Source organism: Nocardia sp. NPDC005745 (assembly GCF_040630775.1).
In the GTDB taxonomy this organism is placed as follows: domain Bacteria; phylum Actinomycetota; class Actinomycetes; order Mycobacteriales; family Mycobacteriaceae; genus Nocardia.
Genome location: NZ_JBEXYF010000026.1, coordinates 40,595 through 58,096, shown reverse-complemented (window position 1 = coordinate 58,096; position 17,502 = coordinate 40,595). Strand labels below are relative to the sequence as shown.

Below are 17,502 nucleotides of genomic sequence, written 5' to 3'. Positions count from 1 at the left end.
GGGCTGCTCGTCCTATGCCTGATCGATCGCCCATCCCCGCTGGACGCTCCGAAACTCGTCGCCCGGACCGCCCCTGAGTTCTACACGCCGGTCGCGGTGTTGCGGATCCTCGGCTTCGAGCACGTGCGACCGCCGGTGCTGACGATCGTGCGCTGGGCGACGATCGTGTGCTGGGTCGCCGCCGCCGCTGGATTCGGGCAACCAGTCGCCGGGCTGCTCACCTTCGTGGGCTTCGCGTTCCTGCACGCCGTCAACGCGGGGGCGCTCGGCGCCAATCACTCCACCCACGCCGCGCTGTTCGCCCTGTTGTGTCTCTCCTTCTGTGTATCCCACGACACGCTGTCATTGGACACCTACCTGGCCGATCGATTCGGATGGCCACTGCTACTGGGCCAAGATTCCGTCCTGGCTTCGGGCTTCGCGGCCCTACTGCTGATGGTGTTCGTGGCCTACATCATGTTCGCGGGCGGCGTGGCCAAGCTGCGCTACGGCGGGCGGGCCTGGCTGTCAGGTCGGTCGCTGAGGTTCTACATCACCCAGTCGCTTGCCTTTGCCCGAGCGCCACGCATTGCCGGCGCAGTCGCCGGATCAGCGGCGCTGTGCCGGATACTGGCCTGGCTCACGGTTGCGATCGAACTCGCGGCGCCGCTGATCTTGCCGCTGCCGGGGCAGCGCAATATCTTCGTGCTTGCCTGGATCTGCCTGCACATCGGCATCCTTTTGGTGATGATGCCCGCCTACTGGGTTCAGATGTGGTGCTACCTGCTCCTGGTGAACTGGGCGGCCCTGCCCGGGGTTTTGCTGCATTCCGATTCGTACGTGGCCGCGCCCGGGCTCGGTGCGCACGTGCTGGCGGCGGTCGGCACCGCCATCTGTGTCGTGCTGCTTATCGCGCTACTTCGCCAGAGCGAACAGTGGCCATTCACCAGTGTCCCCATGTACTCCAACGGGCTCGTGCCCGAGCAGTTCGATCTTCCCCGGCCTGAGCAGCTGACTGAGCGCGCCCGCCTGGCCGCCCGCGGCGAGCTGTGCAGCTGGCACCGGCCGTGGGTGCCCGCCGAGTCGCTGGACGACATCGAGATCGTCCCGGCCGACAGCGGCCCGGCGATCTCGCTGTTCGACGCCGTGTCCGCCCACGACACTCCGTTCGTCCGCTGGTCCCAGTTCGCGAAAGTCGTACGCGAGGTAGCCATCGACGACCTGTCGGCCAAACCCTCGGATCGCCCCGACGACGACGCGCCCGGCTATCCGGGGAACCGATTCCTCACCGGCGTGCTCCCATTCGTCCGCCAATCGCTGCCCGACTGGCAGCGCTACAGCCATCTCCAGCTTGCTTGCCTGACGACGACCGGATGGTTCCCGATCGCCACCGCGGACCTCGCGGATGCGCGGCGATCTGCCACAACCTCCGATGCGAAAGGTCGTGAAACCCCGTGAACGAAACGACGATTCTGGCCACAACCGCACCGACCCTGCCGGAGTTGGTACTCGCCCACTGCCACGCCAGTCCGGACCACACGGCGATTGTCGCCGCCGACCGGCGCTTCAGCTACGGCGAACTCGCCGATCGCGTCGACGACATCGCCGCCACCTTGCGCGGCTTCGGAATGCGACCGGGGATGCCGGTCGCGGTCCTGATGGAACGCAGCGCCGACCTGCCCGCCTGCCTGCTGGCAGTGCTGGCGGTGGGCGGGGTGTGCGTGCCGCTGGACCCACATCACCCGGTGGAACGCGGCCGATTCATTCTGTCCGACTGCGGGGCCCGTTTCCTGATCACCAACGTCGACAGCGAGCTGGCCACCACCCCGGAGCTGACCGTCCTCGACATCCGCACTTCGCCGCCGCACCAGGCGGGCGGTGCAAGTGTACAAAGGCCGGAAATCGTCGCCGACCCGCTGATGTACTACCTGTACACATCCGGTTCGACAGGTCGGCCGAAGGGGGTAATGCTCACCCAACGTGGCGTCCTCAACGTCATGTTCTGGGCCCAGGAATACTTCGGCATCGGTCCTGGCGACGTGGTTCTGCAGCGGACGACCTTCACCTTCGACATTTCACTGCTCGAGCTGTTCGCGCCGCTGATCGCCGGCGCCACCGTGGTGCTGCTCGCGCCGCAGGCCCAGCTTTCACCGGCGGCCGTCCGCGAGTCCATCGTCGCGCACGGCGTCGGCCTCGTGCAGTTCACTCCGTCCGCCCTGGCTACCCACATCTCGGCGCTGGACGGCGACCCGCTGCCGGGCGTGGCGCGTTGCCTGGTCGCGGGCGAGCCGCTCAAAACGGCGCTACGCGACGACTTCTACCGAATCACCGGCGATTGCACCCTGTACAACCTGTACGGTCCAACCGAAACGAGCATCTACACCACGGCCTGCGAGGTCCCACGCAGCGGCCCGATCTCGGTCGGCGTCCCGCTGCCGAACACCTGGATCGACATCCGCAGCGAAAGCGGGGCGACCTGTGCCCCCGGCGAGCCGGGGGAGTTGTGGATCGGTGGTGTCGGCGTGGCCCGCGGCTATCTCAACAAGGACGAGCTGACCGCACAGCGGTTCGTATCGGATGTATTCCGCTCCGGTGACCTGGGCATCCGGCTGGCCGATGGGCAGATCGACCTGCGCGGCCGCCTCGACCACCAGGTGAAGATTCGCGGATTCCGGATCGAACTGGGTGAAGTGGAGAACGCCCTGACCACGACCCCTGGCGTCACCGACGGCGTCGTGGTCGTGGCCGATCCGGACGGTAGTCCGGAGCTGGCCGCGTACTGGATCGGCAACGGCGACGCGCGGTCGATCGCGGAGAATCTGCGGCGAACGCTGCCCGGATACATGATCCCGACCCACTACATCCACATGTCCGAGTTCCCACTCACCGGCAGCGGCAAGATCGACCGGAACGCGCTGCCCGCGCCAGGAACCGGCACGGAGACCGATGGCCCCCACACGCCCCCGCGTGACGACACCGACCAGGCGCTATGCGCGCTGTTCGAGCAATGCCTGGGGCGGACCCGGGTCGGCATCGATGATTCTTTTCTCGATCTCGGAGGTGACAGCCTCAAGGCCGCCGTGCTCGCCCGCCGTGTGCGTGACGTGCTGGGCAGGCCGGTCGAGATCGCGCATCTGCTGGCGGACACCACAATTCGGGCCTTGGCCGACGAGGCCGCCGTGCACGGGACAGCGGGGGAGTCGGCTCCGATAGCGGCGGTACCCGTGGCGCCGTGGTACCCGCTGTCTTCCGGGCAGCGATCGTTGTGGATGCTCGCACAGGGTGGTGCGCCGCACGCCGCGTTCGTCGAACCGTTGGTTTACCAGATCAGCGGACAGCTGGATTCGACTTCGATGCGCGGCGCGCTGCAGGGTGTGCTCGATCGGCACGAGGCATTGCGCACCGCCATCGTCGCGATCGACCACCAACCGATGCAGCGACCTGTGCTCGACTACCGATTGGACTGGACCGAGCGCCAATTCGGCGGCGCCGACGAACTCGATGATTTCCTGGCCGAGTTCGTCACTCGCGATTTCGATCTCGAACGCGGCGAGTTGTTCCGGGCCGCATTGGTCCGGCTGGATACCGATCAGCACGTTCTCGCCATCGCCATGCATCACATCGCGACCGACGGGTGGTCGTTGACCGTGCTGATCGAGGAGATCCTCAGCCGCTACTCCAGGCTGCGCGCCGGCACAGAGCCGGCCGAGGAGCCGATTGCGCTGCAATACAAGGACTTCGCGGTGTGGCAGCAACGTACCTTGCTGACCGGATCGAGCGCGCGCACGGTACGCGAGTACTGGCTCAGCAAGCTCGGCGGCGACCTCGAACGCCTCGAGCTTCCGACCGACCGCCCTCGCCCGCCCGAACGTAGCTTTCGCGGAGCCACTGCACAGGCGATCGTCCCGCAGCAGGTGCTGGACCTGCTTCGCCTCCGCTGCCGAGAATCAAGCGCCACGCTGTTCGCCGGGCTGCTCGCCGCAGTCCGGGTATTGCTGTACCGCTACACCGGACAGCGCGATTTCGCGATCGGCACCTCGGTCCTCGGCCGGCCGCGCGGCGAACTGGATAGCCAGGTCGGCTACTTCGTCAATGCGGTGGCCTTGCGGGACAACATCACCTCGACCACAACTTTCCAGGACTTGCTGGGCTTGACCCGGTCCACGGTAACTGAAGCGTTGCGGCATGGTGATTACCCCTTCGACCGCGTGGTCGACGATCTGCGGGGCAACACACCCCACGACCGCAATCCACTGTTCGACGTGATGGTGATGATCGACCCGGGCTGGGGAGATCCCGGGTCCCCGCCTGAGGGCCTGCGTGTCGAACAGCAACTCGCCCCGAACGCCCACAGCAAGATGGACCTCACCCTCTTCCTGAAGGAAACCGACAAGGGGCTCCGGGTGTTGGCGGAGTATTCGGCCGATATCTTCGACGCCGACCGCATCGACCGGATGCTCGCCCACTTCACGACGATGCTCGCCGACGCCGTCGCACGGCCGGACGTCGCGGTGGCGGATCTGGCGCTGCTGGCGATCGAGGAGCGTCGCCGTGTGTTGGCCGAGTTCAATGACACCGCAGTGGATTTCGGGCCGCCGGTGCCCGTCCACCGCCTCTTCGCGCAGCAAGCAGACATGTTCCCGGACCGCACGGCTGTCGTCGACCGTCTCGGTGCGCGCACCTACGGTGAACTCGCGGCCGAGGCCGAGGCCATCGCCTGGCTGCTCGTGCACCGTTACGGGGTCCGTCGCGGTGACCGGGTGGCGCTGATGCTGGACCGCTCCGCCCGGATGGTGGCGGCGGTCCTCGGCGTGCTCGAGGCAGGCGCGACATACATGCCGGTGAGCACCACCGATCCGGCCGAACGCGTGCGGTCGCTGATCGAGGACGGCGTGCCCTGTGTGGTGCTCGTCGACGACCCGGAGATCGCGATGGTGAAACTCGGCCCGGGTGCACCGCCGACGTTGGACGTGGGCCCAAGTGTGTCGCTGCCGCGTGTGGAGCGCGGCTGGGATCGCCCGGAGGTGTCCCTTGCCGACGCCGCGTACTGCATCTTCACTTCCGGCTCCACCGGCAGACCCAAGGGCGTAGTGGTCGAACACGCCGCACTGTTCAATCGGCTCGCATGGATGCGCGAGGGGCTGGCTCTCTGCGCTACGGATACCTTCCTGGTGAAAACGCCGTACAACTTCGACGTATCGGTGTGGGAGATCCTTCTGCCCGGTACGGTCGGCGCTCGGCAGATAGTGCTCGACCCCGGCGGCGAACGTGACCCGGAGACCATCCGGACCGCGATGGACGACCACGCTGTGACTGTCGTCCATTTCGTACCTTCGATGCTCGCCGAATACCTCACCGCCGTGCCCGGGGGCGGATTCGACGGCGTCCGGCACTGCGTCACCAGCGGTGAAGCGCTGCCAGACGATCTTGCAGCGACGTTCTGCGCCTCCGCCCCGACCACCGACCTGCACAACTTCTACGGACCCACCGAGGCCACCATCGATGTGAGCTGGGCGCGGATCAAGTCGGACACGCCCGTCACCATCGGGCGGCCCACACCCAACACCCGCCTATACGTACTCGACAGCGCGGGGCAGCCTGCGCCGATTGGGATCACGGGCGAACTGTGCATCTCCGGTGTCCAGTTGGCCCGCGGCTACCTGGGCAGCCCAGGCCGAACCGCGGTGAGTTTCGTCGCCGACCCGTTCGCCAACGGCCGGACGCTCTATCGCACCGGCGACAGTGCGAGATGGACCGCCGACGGCCGACTGCAGTACCTCGGGCGCCGGGACGACCAGATCAAGCTGCGGGGCTTTCGGATCGAGCTCGGCGAAATCGAGCACGTCCTGCGCGCCGTTGACGGCGTCGGTGCCGCCGTCGTCCTGCTCGACCGCACCGCCGAAGGGACAGAATTCCTGAAGGCTTTCGTCACCGCTGAGGCCGGGATCGACGGCGAGCGGCTGCGTCGGCTAGCGGCCCGCTTGCTACCTGCGCACATGATTCCCGCCCAGCTGCTGGTGATAGATGCCATCCCGGTAACCGCGAACGGCAAGGCCGATCGCCGCGCGCTCGCAACCCTATCGGCCCCCCGGGCCGAACGGCGCGCGGACCCGGTGTCGCCGGTCGAGCGTGAACTGCTCGCCCTGTGGCGGACGATTCTGCCCGAAGGAGACCTCTACACCGACGACGACTTCTTCACCAAAGGCGGGGACTCGATCAGCGCCCTTCGGCTACGCTCGCGAATCACCGAACGATTCGGTGTCACGGTGCGGCTGTCGGCGCTGTTCACCAGGCGCACCGTCGCCGATCAAGCCGACCACATCGACGAACTGCGGCGCTCCGGCCAGGTGGCGCGACGCACCCTGTGCCGCTATCCGCGCCGAGACCGCCATCCTCTGTCCGCAGCGCAAGAGCGAGTGTGGTTCCTGCAACAGCTGGCACCTGAGAGCGCCGCCTACAACATCAGCCTGCTCTGCCATCTGTCAGGGAGCCTGAACCTCGCCGCATTCGAACGCGCGGTTGTCGATCTGGTCGCCCGCCACGAGATCCTCCGCACCACCTACACCCGTGTCGGTGATCAAGTTTTCCAAACCGTGTGCACCGACTACACCGTTCCCTTCGCCGTACTCGACGACGGCGACCCCGCCGTTACCGCTCGCGCGATCGCCGCGTCCCCATTCGATGTCGCCACAGAGCTCCCCCTGCGGGTCCGGCTGTTGCGGCAGAACCCACGTGAGCACCACTTGCTCGTGGTCCTGCACCACCTGGCCGGGGACGGCTCTTCGATGCAGCTGCTCGCCCGGGAACTATCCGCGCTGTACGGGTTCCACACCGGTGCCGTCACCGAGCGCCCCGCCGAGCCCGGCCTGCAGTACATCGACTATGTCGAATCGGAGCGGATCGCACATAGTTCGGAACGCACCGAACACGATCTGGAGTACTGGACGGTGCGACTATCCGGTGTCCCGCGGCTCGAACTCGCCACCGACCCAGCCCCGCAGGCTCCCGTGGGCGCTGGCCGCACCTACGCGACAATGGGGACACAGACATCGCAGGCGTTGCGCGAACTGGCCACCGCGCGGTCGGTCACCCTGTTCGAGATCGCGATATCGGCACTGGATCTGCTGCTGTCGAGGCTGAGCGGCCAGGACGACATAGCGCTTGGGTTCCCGATCAGCAATCGCCATGAATCCGAACTCGATTCGATCGTCGGCCTGTTCCTCAATACCCTGGTCCTGCGCGCCGACCTCACCGCCGCGCGCACCTTCGCCGAATTGCTCGCGAGGGTCAGCACGGACATCCATGAGGCCTACGACCATCAAAGCGCGCCGTTCGAACTGATCGTCGAACGGCTCAACCCGCCACGCAATGTCGGCCGCACACCGATCTTCGATGTGCTGGTCAATTTCCAGAACGACATGCGGGCCGACATGTCCTTTCACGGCGTCGACGTCGAGTTCCGCAGCCACGAGTTCGCCGTCGACGCGAAGTTCGCCATGGTCTTCTATTTCGTGGACGACGGAGAGCATGTGCACGTCGAACTCGCCTACCGGCGCGACCTGTTCGCCGCCGAGCGCGCCGAGGCGATCGTCGGACAGCTGATGTTCCTTCTCGATCAGATCGCCGCCGATCCCGACCGTGAACTGGCGGACTACTCGCTGCGTGTACCCGGATCCGCCGGGTGCGACGCCGACCTCGCCGTGCCGCTGCCCGTGCCGACGCCGCGCCGCGCGCTCGATGCAGTCGCCGAGCACGCGCAGGCACGTCCGAATCTGATCGCGATCGAGCACGGCACGGATTCGGTGACCTACTACGAATTGTCCAACCGCGTCGCGACCCTTGCCCGTCACCTGGTTGAGTCCGGTGTTGGTGGGGGCCGGGTCGTCGTCGTGACCGGACCACCCGGCATCGGTTTCGTCGTCGGTCTGCTCGCCGCACTGCGCGCCGGCGCGATCGTGCTGCCGCTGGATCCGGAACTCCCTCTGCGGCGCCGTGATCACCTGATCGCTATCGCGCGGCCTGCAGTGAGTGTCGTCGCAGGCAATGGCCCGGCTCCCACGCAGGCAGCGCATCGTGTCGATCCTCGAACCGGCCTGCTGATCTCGCCGCCCGCCCCAGCGGCCGATGCGGCGTTGGAAGGGCCGCCGCCCGACGCACCGGCGTACATCTTTTTCACCTCGGGCACCACCGGCGCACCCCGGGCCGTACTCGGCGGGCACCGCGGGCTCGATCACTTCCTCTCGTGGCAGAGCAGCACTTTCGAGGTGGGCCCGGGGGATCGGTGTGCACAGCTCACCAGGGCTTCATTCGATGTGGTGCTCCGCGACATCCTGCTGCCGCTGGTCAGCGGGGCGACTCTGGTGGTGCCACGGGAATCGGATCGCTACGACGGGCGTGCGATGCTCACCTGGTTCGCCGAGCAGCGCATTACCGCATTCCACGCTGTCCCGACAGTCTTGCAGTCGTGGCTCAGCGACCTCCAGTCGGCAGTGTCGCTGCCTGCGCTGCGCTGGGTGTTTCTAGCCGGCGAGCCGCTGAAAGCGCATGTCGTCGAGGCATTCCGGGCGCGATGTGCGGGGGCGTCGCGGATCGTCAACCTGTACGGTCCGACAGAGACCACCCTGGCCAAACTGGCCCACGTGGTCGATGACTCGCCCCTTCCCACGCTACTTCCGGTGGGGACACCGTTGCCCGATACCCAGGTCCTGATCCGGCGCGCGGCGACCGACTGCGGTGTCGGGGAACCAGGTGAGGTGCTGATCCGGACGCCGTTGCGCAGTCACGGCTACTATCGCGATCCTGCGGCGACCGCCGCGGCCTTCGTCGTGAATCCGCACCGCGACGACCCCGAGGACCTGCTGTACCACACTGGCGACATCGGACGGCTGCGGCCCGACGGACGCCTCGAGATCATCGGTCGCGCCGACGATCAAATCAAGATCAACGGGGTGCGCATCCAGCCCGCCGAGGTCGAATCCGCAGTATCGGCACACCCTGCGGTCGAGCAGTGCGTCGTGCGCGTCGACCGCTTGGCTACCGCGCCGGCGCTCACCGCCTACGTCGTCTCGCGGTTGCCACACGACTCGGTCGCCGACGTGCTGCGCGATCATCTCGCCGACCGACTCCCCTTGGCTATGTTGCCACGGTCGTTCGTCGCGGTCGACCGGATCCCGACGACCCCGAACGGCAAGCCCGACCGAGCCGCGCTGCCCGCGGCGGAGGCGACAGTCACCCCGACCCACCAGCAGCCGCGATCGGCCACCGAAGCGGCGATCCAGGAGGTCTGGGCTGCGGTGCTGAACCGGGCCGCCCCGGGCGTCACCGACGACTTCTTCGAGCTAGGCGGCACTTCGCTGAAGCTGCTGCACTTGTATTCCACGCTCTCGGAACGCTTCCCGGGTGTCTTCAACGTCACCCATCTCTTCTCGCGCCCAACGATCGCCGGTCAAGCCGCGCTCGTCACGCCAGTCCTCTCGCCGACTCCGGAGGTGGTCGAACATGATTTCTGACAACTCCCGCGCCGCGGATGCCCACGCGGAGATCGCCCCCACCGACGTCGCCATCATCGGCATGGCGGCCAGCCTGCCGGAAGCCGACGACCTAGGACAGTTCCTCCACAACCTGCGAACCGGGCGCGACAGCGTCCGGGAACTGTCCCAGGACCGCAAGCGTCGTACCTCGCTGCCGCCGGATGAGCACTACCAGCTCTGCGGCTATATCGAGGAGATCGACTTGTTCGACCACGCCTTCTTCGGCTACTCGAAGGGCGAAGCCGACAACATGTCGCCCCATCACCGGCTCCTGCTGCAGGCGGCGGTCCAAGCCGTGGACAACGCGGGTTACCCGCTGAGCACAATGCGCGGCCGACGTGGCTCGGTGTATATGGCCGACACCCGAATCGGATACGACCTGCTTGCCGCGCGTCGGGAGGCGACGATGGTGATGGGCAGCCACGTCGCGGCGACGGCGGGGAGGCTATCGCGCTTCCTCGGCCTGACCGGTCCCTCGGCGATGGTCGACACCTCGTGCTCCTCGGGCTTGGTCGCGGTCCATTTCGCGGTCAACGACCTGGTCGGTGGGGACGCCGACATCGCCCTGGCCGGTGCGGCGAGTCTCAACCTCTTCGCCGATCGTCTCGACGACACCAGCACCGACATCGGCATCCGGTCCCGCGACGGCAAAGCCCGATCCTTCGCCGCGGAGTCCGATGGCACCGGATCCGGCGAAGCGGTGGTCGTCGTGGTGCTCAAACGCCTCGCCGACGCTGTCCACGACGGCGACAACATCCACGCGGTACTCAAAAGCGTCGCCGTCAATAACGTGGGCGGACGGTCGAGCACGCTGACCGCGCCCGACGTCGAAGCCGAGGCCGAGGTTCTCGAACGCGCCTGGCGCAAGGCGGGGATCGACCCAGCCACTATCGGATATCTCGAAGCGCATGGCACCGCGACCCGGCTGGGCGACCCGATCGAAGTGGAGGCCATCGACAGCGCCTTCGGCAGGTCGACCGATCGGAAGCGGTTCTGCGCGCTTTCGTCGGTGAAGACCAACATCGGGCACACGTGGAGTGCTTCCGGGCTTGTCGGAATCGTCAAGGCAACCCTGGCGCTGCGCAGCGGAGAGCTGTTCCCCAATGTGCATTCGGCCCAGCTCAATCCGTTGATCGACTTCGACAACTCGGCGGTGGTGGTCACCCGCGATCTCACCCCATGGCCGCCCGCCGGGCATCCGCGCCGCGCAGGTATCAGCTCGTTCGGGGTGATGGGCACCAACGCCCATGCGGTTCTCGAGCAGGCCCCGGAACGAGCAAGGTCCGCCGCACCGCGGCAGGGGCGGTTGTGGGTGCCGATCTCGGCTGCGAGCCCGGCGTCGCTCATGGCGAACATCGACGCGCTCTGCCGCTGGATCGACGAGCGGCCAGACCTCCGTCTCGACGATCTGAGTCACACCCTCGTCGCGGGCCGCGATCACCACCGGTATCGGTACAGCGTTGTCGCGGGTGACGTCGGCGAACTGCGGGCCGCGCTGGCGTTGCCGCCGGAATCCGTTGCTGCGCAGCTGAAAACGGCGCAGGTCGGGGTGATCTTGTCGGACCGATGCCTGGCCTCGGCGGAACTCGTCGTCACCCTGCGCGCCCAGCACCCGGTGTTCGACGAACGGTACCGCGAGTGCGAGCATACGAGTCTGGCCGCAGGAATCGAATTGGACACGGGCTTCGCCTTCCAATACGCGATCGTGGGTCTGTTCCGTTCCATCGGGCTGCCGATCCGTCACATCGTGCCCGATGGCGCCGGAAAGCATGTCGCCGCCGCAGACAGCGGGCGGGTGACACTCGAGGCAGCCCTGAGAGACACCTCCCTGCACCGCAACGGCGCCGCACCGGACCCCGCGAGCCTCAGTAACCGCGTCGACCGCCTATTGGACCAGATCGCCGGTGAGCACATCGTGTTCGTAGAAGCCGGGCCGCAGGCTGCCGTCTCCGCGGAGATCGTGGCCCACACCACCCCCGGCATCACCGTCCTCGATGTAGCGGACCGGCCCGACGGGTATATCCGCCTGCTCGCCGACCTCTATCGGCGCGGCATTGACTGGGAGTGGTCGCCCAGCGCGCCCGCCGGACAGCGAATCGAGTTGCCGCCCTATCAGTTCCAGCAGATCCGCTGCTGGATCGACGACACCGGGCAGCCGGACGACTGGCCCGGGCTGGTGGAGCCGCAGGAACTCGTCTCACCATCGCGAACCGTTGAGGAGGCCGTGCACGAGAGCTGGCGGCAGGTCTTGGGACTGGAAACCGTCGATCCCGACGAGTCGTTCTTCGACATCGGCGGTGACTCGATCAGCGGACTGCAAGTCCTGAACCGGTTGCGGGAAGAGTTCGCAATTGCGCTGGACCAGTTCGTGATCTTCGATCACGAAACTCCGCGCATGCTCGCCGAGCACGTGCGGGCGGTGCAAGCGGCTGCGGTCACCGCGGTGTGCGTAAAGCCCACGGCACCCGAACAGGATGAATTTTTCCCGCTCAGCCCCGGCCAGCAGCAGATCTGGGTGGCCGCCCAGTTCCAAGGCGGGTCGGTAGCGTTCAACCTGACCCGGGGCCTGCTGCTCGACGGTCCCGTCGACCCCGAAGCGATGAGGCAAGCCGTTAGCGGCGTCCTCGAGCGGCACGCCGGATTGCGCGCGACATTCGTCCACACCGACGGACAGCCGCGTCAGCGAGTCGGGCGCGTTCCAGCGGTGGTACCGCTGGAGATCGGCACCGATCACCGTGAGCTGCCCGGACCGGAAGACCTTCGCAAACTGTGCCGGCGGATCGCTGAACGTCGGTTCGACCTGACCGAAGGTCCTCTGTTCCGCGTGAATCTCATGCGTTTCGCTGGCGATCGATCGATCCTGGTGCTGAGTACACACCATCTGGTCGCCGACGGCTGGTCACTGGGCATCCTGGTGGGCGACCTCATGAGCCTTTACCACTCGGCCACCGCCCTGTCCGTCCCGCTTCCGCCAGCGGGCGACTACCGCGGGTTGCTGCTCGATGATCTCGATCGCGCCGGACGCGACAGGGAAACCGCCCGGCAGTACTGGCTGGATCATTTCGCCGAGATTCCCCCACCCGTCCGGCTCCCAGTCGGCTCCGGCCGGACCCAGGCATTCCGCGGCACCTATCGGACGTTTCGACTCGCGGACGACCTATGGATAGCGCTGAAACACTTCACCCGCCTGGAGTCGACAACGACCTTCGCCGCAGCGTTCGCGGTTTTCGCCGCCTACTTCGCCCGCCATACAGAAAGCGGTGAAGTGACACTCGGAACCTCCCTGGCGGGCCGCAACCGGCAGGATGCGGAGAACGCCGTCGGCATGTTTGTGCGGACTGTCCCGGTGCGCACAAAAGTCGATGACGACGCCACGCTGCGGTCCGTGCACACCGCCGTGCGCGCGGCGCTGCGCGACGCCGCGCGCCACGACGGATTCCGCTACGAGGAACTGGTAGGCGAACTACGCCGCCGCGGCTCGCTATCGGCACCACACCTGTTCGACGTGCTGATCGAGTTCCAGCAGTTCTCCGCAACCGCGCCCGTGCAGCCGGATACGGGTTTGGTCGTCGCGCCACTGCCTGTGACTTTAGAAACCAGTGTCTTCCCGATCAATATCATGCTGTCCGAGAACACCGACGGGCTGGACGCGGTGATCCGCTACGACACTGGCCTGTTCGACGCGGAGGCTATAGAACAGCTCTGGACCGGCTACTGCAACCTGCTCGAGGTTCTGGCGGCCGCGCCGGGAACCATCGTCACCGAGCTGCCCCTGATCGGCCCCACCGCCGAACATGAGCTGCTGAACATCGGCTACCAGAAGCTGGACTTCGATCCCGCCCACCGCATCCACCACGCAATTGAACGGATCGCGGCCGAGACGCCAGAACGTGCTTGCCTCGGCGGGCCCCTCGGACACCGAACCTTCGGCGAACTCAACGGCAACGCCAACGGCATCGCCCGATTGTTGAGTGCCCACGGAATCAGGCCGGGCGATGTGGTCGCGATCCTCATGGACCGCTCGCCACGCACGGTGGAGGCCATCCTCGGCATCTGGAAGATTGGTGCGGCCTACCTGCCCATCGATCCGAAAAACCCGGTGGCCTATGTCGCATCGGTGCTTGACGTGTCGCGAGCCGCACTGGTTCTGTCCGAGGGCGCCAGCTCGGCGCCGGACACTGGCGTGACCGTGGTGGATCTCGACGTCGCTCTCGCGCCCGGAGACCCCGGCAATCCGCCGCGATCCGACGCCGCCGCCTCCGAACTCGCCTACGTCATCTACACGTCCGGCTCGACCGGGACGCCGAAGGGCGCGATGGTCGAACACACCGGGATGCTCAATCACCTACACGCCAAGATCACCGATCTGCAATTGAGCCGCCATAGCGTGGTCGCCCAGACCGCGTCGAACAGCTTCGACATTTCGGTCTGGCAGATGTTCGCGGCACCATACGTCGGCGGGCGGACTGTCATCTACCCTCAGGACTTACAGCTCGAGCCGGGCGCGTTGCGATCGCGGCTGGAGTCTGACGCCGTCACCGTCCTCGAGGTCGTGCCCTCCTACCTGGACACGGTGCTACACACATGGGTTGGCGAACCATTCGCGGCGTTGAACTGGCTTATGGTCACCGGCGAGGTCGTGCAGCCGAAACTGGTCAACGAATGGCTGCGGGCCTTTCCTCGCATCCCCGTCATCAACGCTTACGGTCCCACTGAAGCCTCCGACGACGTCACCCACCACATCATCACCGAACCGGTGACGACGTCGTCGGTGCCGCTGGGGCGGCCGATCGTCAACACCGCCATCTACGTGCTCGATGAGCGCTCCCGAGTGCTCCCGCGCGGCGAGGCCGGCGAGATCTGTGTCAGCGGCGTCGCGGTCGGCCGCGGCTACCTCCACGACCCCGAGCAGACCTCACTTGTTTTCGTGCCCGATCCCTTCCATCGCGACCGGCGGATGTATCGCACCGGCGACGTCGGAAGGTGGCGGGCCGACGGCACCCTCGAACTGATCGGCCGACGCGACACCCTTGTGAAGATCCGTGGATTCCGTGTGGATCTCGGGGCGATCGAGCATCGAGTCGGCACCGCACCCGGCGTGCGGGCGGCCGCTGTGGTGACCGCCGGCGCGGACCAGGACCGCTTGGTGGCATACGTCGTCCTCGACGACCCGGCAGCGTCCACAGCGCGCTGCGCGGCGTATCTGGCCGCGCAGCTGCCCGAATATATGCGCCCGGACCTGGTCGAACTGGATCGGCTGCCGCTGACGCCAAACGGCAAAACCGACCGCAAGGCCCTCGAGCGCCACGCCGTCTCCGGGTCCGCGCCGATCCCGAGCCGCCCGCCCACCTCGCTGGTGGAACTCACACTGACCGAGATCTGGGAAGAAGTCCTCGGCTGCCGAGTCGGGATCGACGACCGCTTCCTTGACACCGGCGGAAACTCTCTACTCGCGATTCAGGTGGTGTCGCGCATCCGGCATCGGCTCGACGCCGAGGTGACAATCGAGCAGATCTTCACCCACCAGTCGATAGCGAGCCTGGCCACGGTTATTGGCAGCGACCGCACCGGCATGGGCGGTTCCGTCGAGTCGCTCGGCGGTCCAGGCGAGTACCCGGTAGCACCGATCCAGCGGCTGATGCTCGAGACCGAAGCCTCGGCACCGGCCCCCGAAGCATTCAATCGCAACGACCTGTTCGAGGTGGCCGGCGAGATCGACACCGACCGCTTCCGCGACACGTTCGCAGCGTTGTTGGATCGCTACGAGAGCCTGCGCACGACCTACCCCGTCACCGGCGAATATGCCCGGATGGTGATACACCCTGCCGGTGAACTAGAGCTGCCATTCGCGGTCCGGGACCTGAACGACAACGACGCGGTGCACGCCTACGCGGCCGAGCGCATCCAGGTGCCGTTCGACATCTCGCGTGAGCCGTTGATCCGGATCGACCTACTGCGGACCACAACCGGTTCCTGCTGGATCCTCATGTCGATGCATCAGCTCGCCTCCGACGGACGAACCGTCGAGATCGTCTTGAACAATCTGTTGGAGACGTATCGTGCATTGCAGACTGGGATACCTATCCCCCCGGCTCCGGTCACCCAGTACAAGGAGTTCGCCGCCGCTCGGCGCGCCCGTGAAGACGACGAACGACTTCGCGGGTTCTGGCACCGGGAACTGGAAAGCACCGACACCGTGCTCGACCTGCGCACCGATCGGCCCCGACCGCCGTCGACCACACTGCCCGGCGGCCGGTGCCATCGCACATTGGACGCCGAATCGACGGCCAGGTTCGACGAACTGGCCACCGTCAACACGGTGACCGGATTCGTGGTGGCCCGCACAGCGGTGGCACTGCTGCTGTTCGGGGAGACCGACCGCCCAAGTGTGACTATCGGCGCCTATGCGCGCGGGCGTGACCAGCTCGAATGGGAGGACCAGATCGGATGCTGCCTCAACATCGTGCCGATGCGTCTGACCCGGCCGGAGCACGATGACCTAGACAAAGCACTGCGCGAGGCACAGGGCGATACCCTGCGCGCATTCGCGCACCAGGACTACCCATACGGCTCGATTATGCGCGACCTCAGGTGGCGGCGAGGTCCCGACCGCAGTCCGTTGTTCGACGTGATGATTGCTTACGACCTGTGGGACAGCCAACCGGCACCGCAAGCACGACCATTTGATTTGGTGGCGCACCCGCTGCCGCGGCGAGCCAAAGAAGCCGATCTGCAGTTCACGTTCGGTCGGACGCACGACACGCTGGAAATCGTGGTCACCTACAACACCGATCTCTACACCGACGAGACCGCAGCCGCGCTCGCCGACCGCCTGTGCGCGGTCATCGACGGGATGCTCGATCGCCGCCAGATCGCGGAGATCGGTGTTGCCGCCACCGCGGATAGGATTTTGCGGTGAATGACGATATCGAGCGGCTCGACCGGGAACGGTGGTCCAGCGGCGAGCCCAGCGAAACCGGGGATTTGCGCCGCGAATGGTCAGTCGACCGAACCGAATGCCGGATAACCTACTGTTTCGCAGATGCGAGCGCGTTGTCGGCGATCGTGGCGCGCGAGGTCGCAGCCGCCGAAAGGCTTGGCTACCAGCTGGAATGGAAGACCTACGAGCACGACCAGCTGTCCGACCTACCAGTGGCGCTGCGAGGCGCCGGTTTCGAAGCCGAACCCGTTGAAGCGGTTTTGGTGCGCACCGAGCCCCTCGTGAACCCGCCGCGCGCTGATGCCCCGGCCGTCCGAGTCGTCACCGACCCGGACGCAGACCTGGCCGACCTGATCGCAATCTGGCAGGCAACCGGTCGGCGTGGCATCGACCAGGCAGTCGACACGTTGCGGGTACAACTACGGGAATGTGCCGTAAGTGTGCACATCGCCTACTCTGGCGGCGAGCCAGCCTCCTGCGGTCGTCTGCATTACGGCACGACACCTGCGTTCGCCGAACTCGCCGGTGGGTCGACTGTTCCCGGTCTCCGTTGCCATGGCCTGTATACCGAGTTGGTCTATTCCCGTCTGGCGGAGGCTTTCTCACGGTTACGGACCGCCGTGTACGTCGACGCGCTACCTACTTCCGCGCCGATCCTCCGCGGTCGGGGATTTCGGCACGTCACCGATACCCGGCCGTATTCCTACACACCTGCCTCTATGCCCTGATTCTCCCCTGCGAAGGGCTTCGGGCCTGCTGCAGTGATAGGGGTTCGCCGTTCTGGTCTTCGGTAAGCCGGATTCGCAGATCGCATCGAGTGACAGGCGCTGCCGTCGGGCTCCGATGGAGGTGTTCCCATCAGGATGTGCAGTGTTGTCGGTCATGATCCTGCTGTGCCACCGATCAGCGCCGTTGGGAGGCTGTTCGGGCCGAGCGGTTGGATCGGTGCACTCCGTTGGAGTCTGGTGCGCGTCAGCTCTCAGCTAGCACCCAGGGCGCAAACCTACGACGCGTGACCTGAGGATTCTTTCGACCTCAGTTTTCAGCTTTCTT

At 66.3% G+C, this 17,502-nt stretch carries 4 protein-coding genes; all 4 read left to right on the top strand.

Annotated elements, in window-relative coordinates; all coding sequences use genetic code 11:
* Positions 1 to 96 precede the first annotated feature (96 nt).
* The 4 genes from ABZ420_RS25050 to ABZ420_RS25035 are packed head-to-tail and all read left to right on the top strand — an operon-like array spanning position 97 to position 17,177.
* Positions 97 to 1,437: a hypothetical protein gene (locus ABZ420_RS25050; RefSeq protein WP_357127181.1), complete on the top strand. Its 1,341-nt coding sequence runs from the start codon at positions 97 to 99 to the stop codon at positions 1,435 to 1,437.
* On the top strand, positions 1,434 to 9,488 hold the full coding sequence (locus tag ABZ420_RS25045) for an amino acid adenylation domain-containing protein (protein WP_357127178.1): 8,055 nt from the start codon (positions 1,434 to 1,436) through the stop codon (positions 9,486 to 9,488). Before ABZ420_RS25050 ends, ABZ420_RS25045 begins: the two co-directional genes overlap by 4 nt.
* On the top strand, positions 9,478 to 16,428 hold the full coding sequence (locus tag ABZ420_RS25040; protein ID WP_357127175.1) for an amino acid adenylation domain-containing protein: 6,951 nt from the start codon (positions 9,478 to 9,480) through the stop codon (positions 16,426 to 16,428). Before ABZ420_RS25045 ends, ABZ420_RS25040 begins: the two co-directional genes overlap by 11 nt.
* On the top strand, positions 16,425 to 17,177 hold the full coding sequence (locus ABZ420_RS25035) for a hypothetical protein (protein ID WP_357127172.1): 753 nt from the start codon (positions 16,425 to 16,427) through the stop codon (positions 17,175 to 17,177). Before ABZ420_RS25040 ends, ABZ420_RS25035 begins: the two co-directional genes overlap by 4 nt.
* Positions 17,178 to 17,502 lie beyond the last annotated feature (325 nt).

What these genes read in the sequence shown, in the direction of transcription:
- ABZ420_RS25040 (WP_357127175.1), top strand. Translation starts at nt 9,478, where the DNA reads ATGATTTCTGACAACTCCCGCGCCGCGGATGCCCACGCGGAGATCGCC.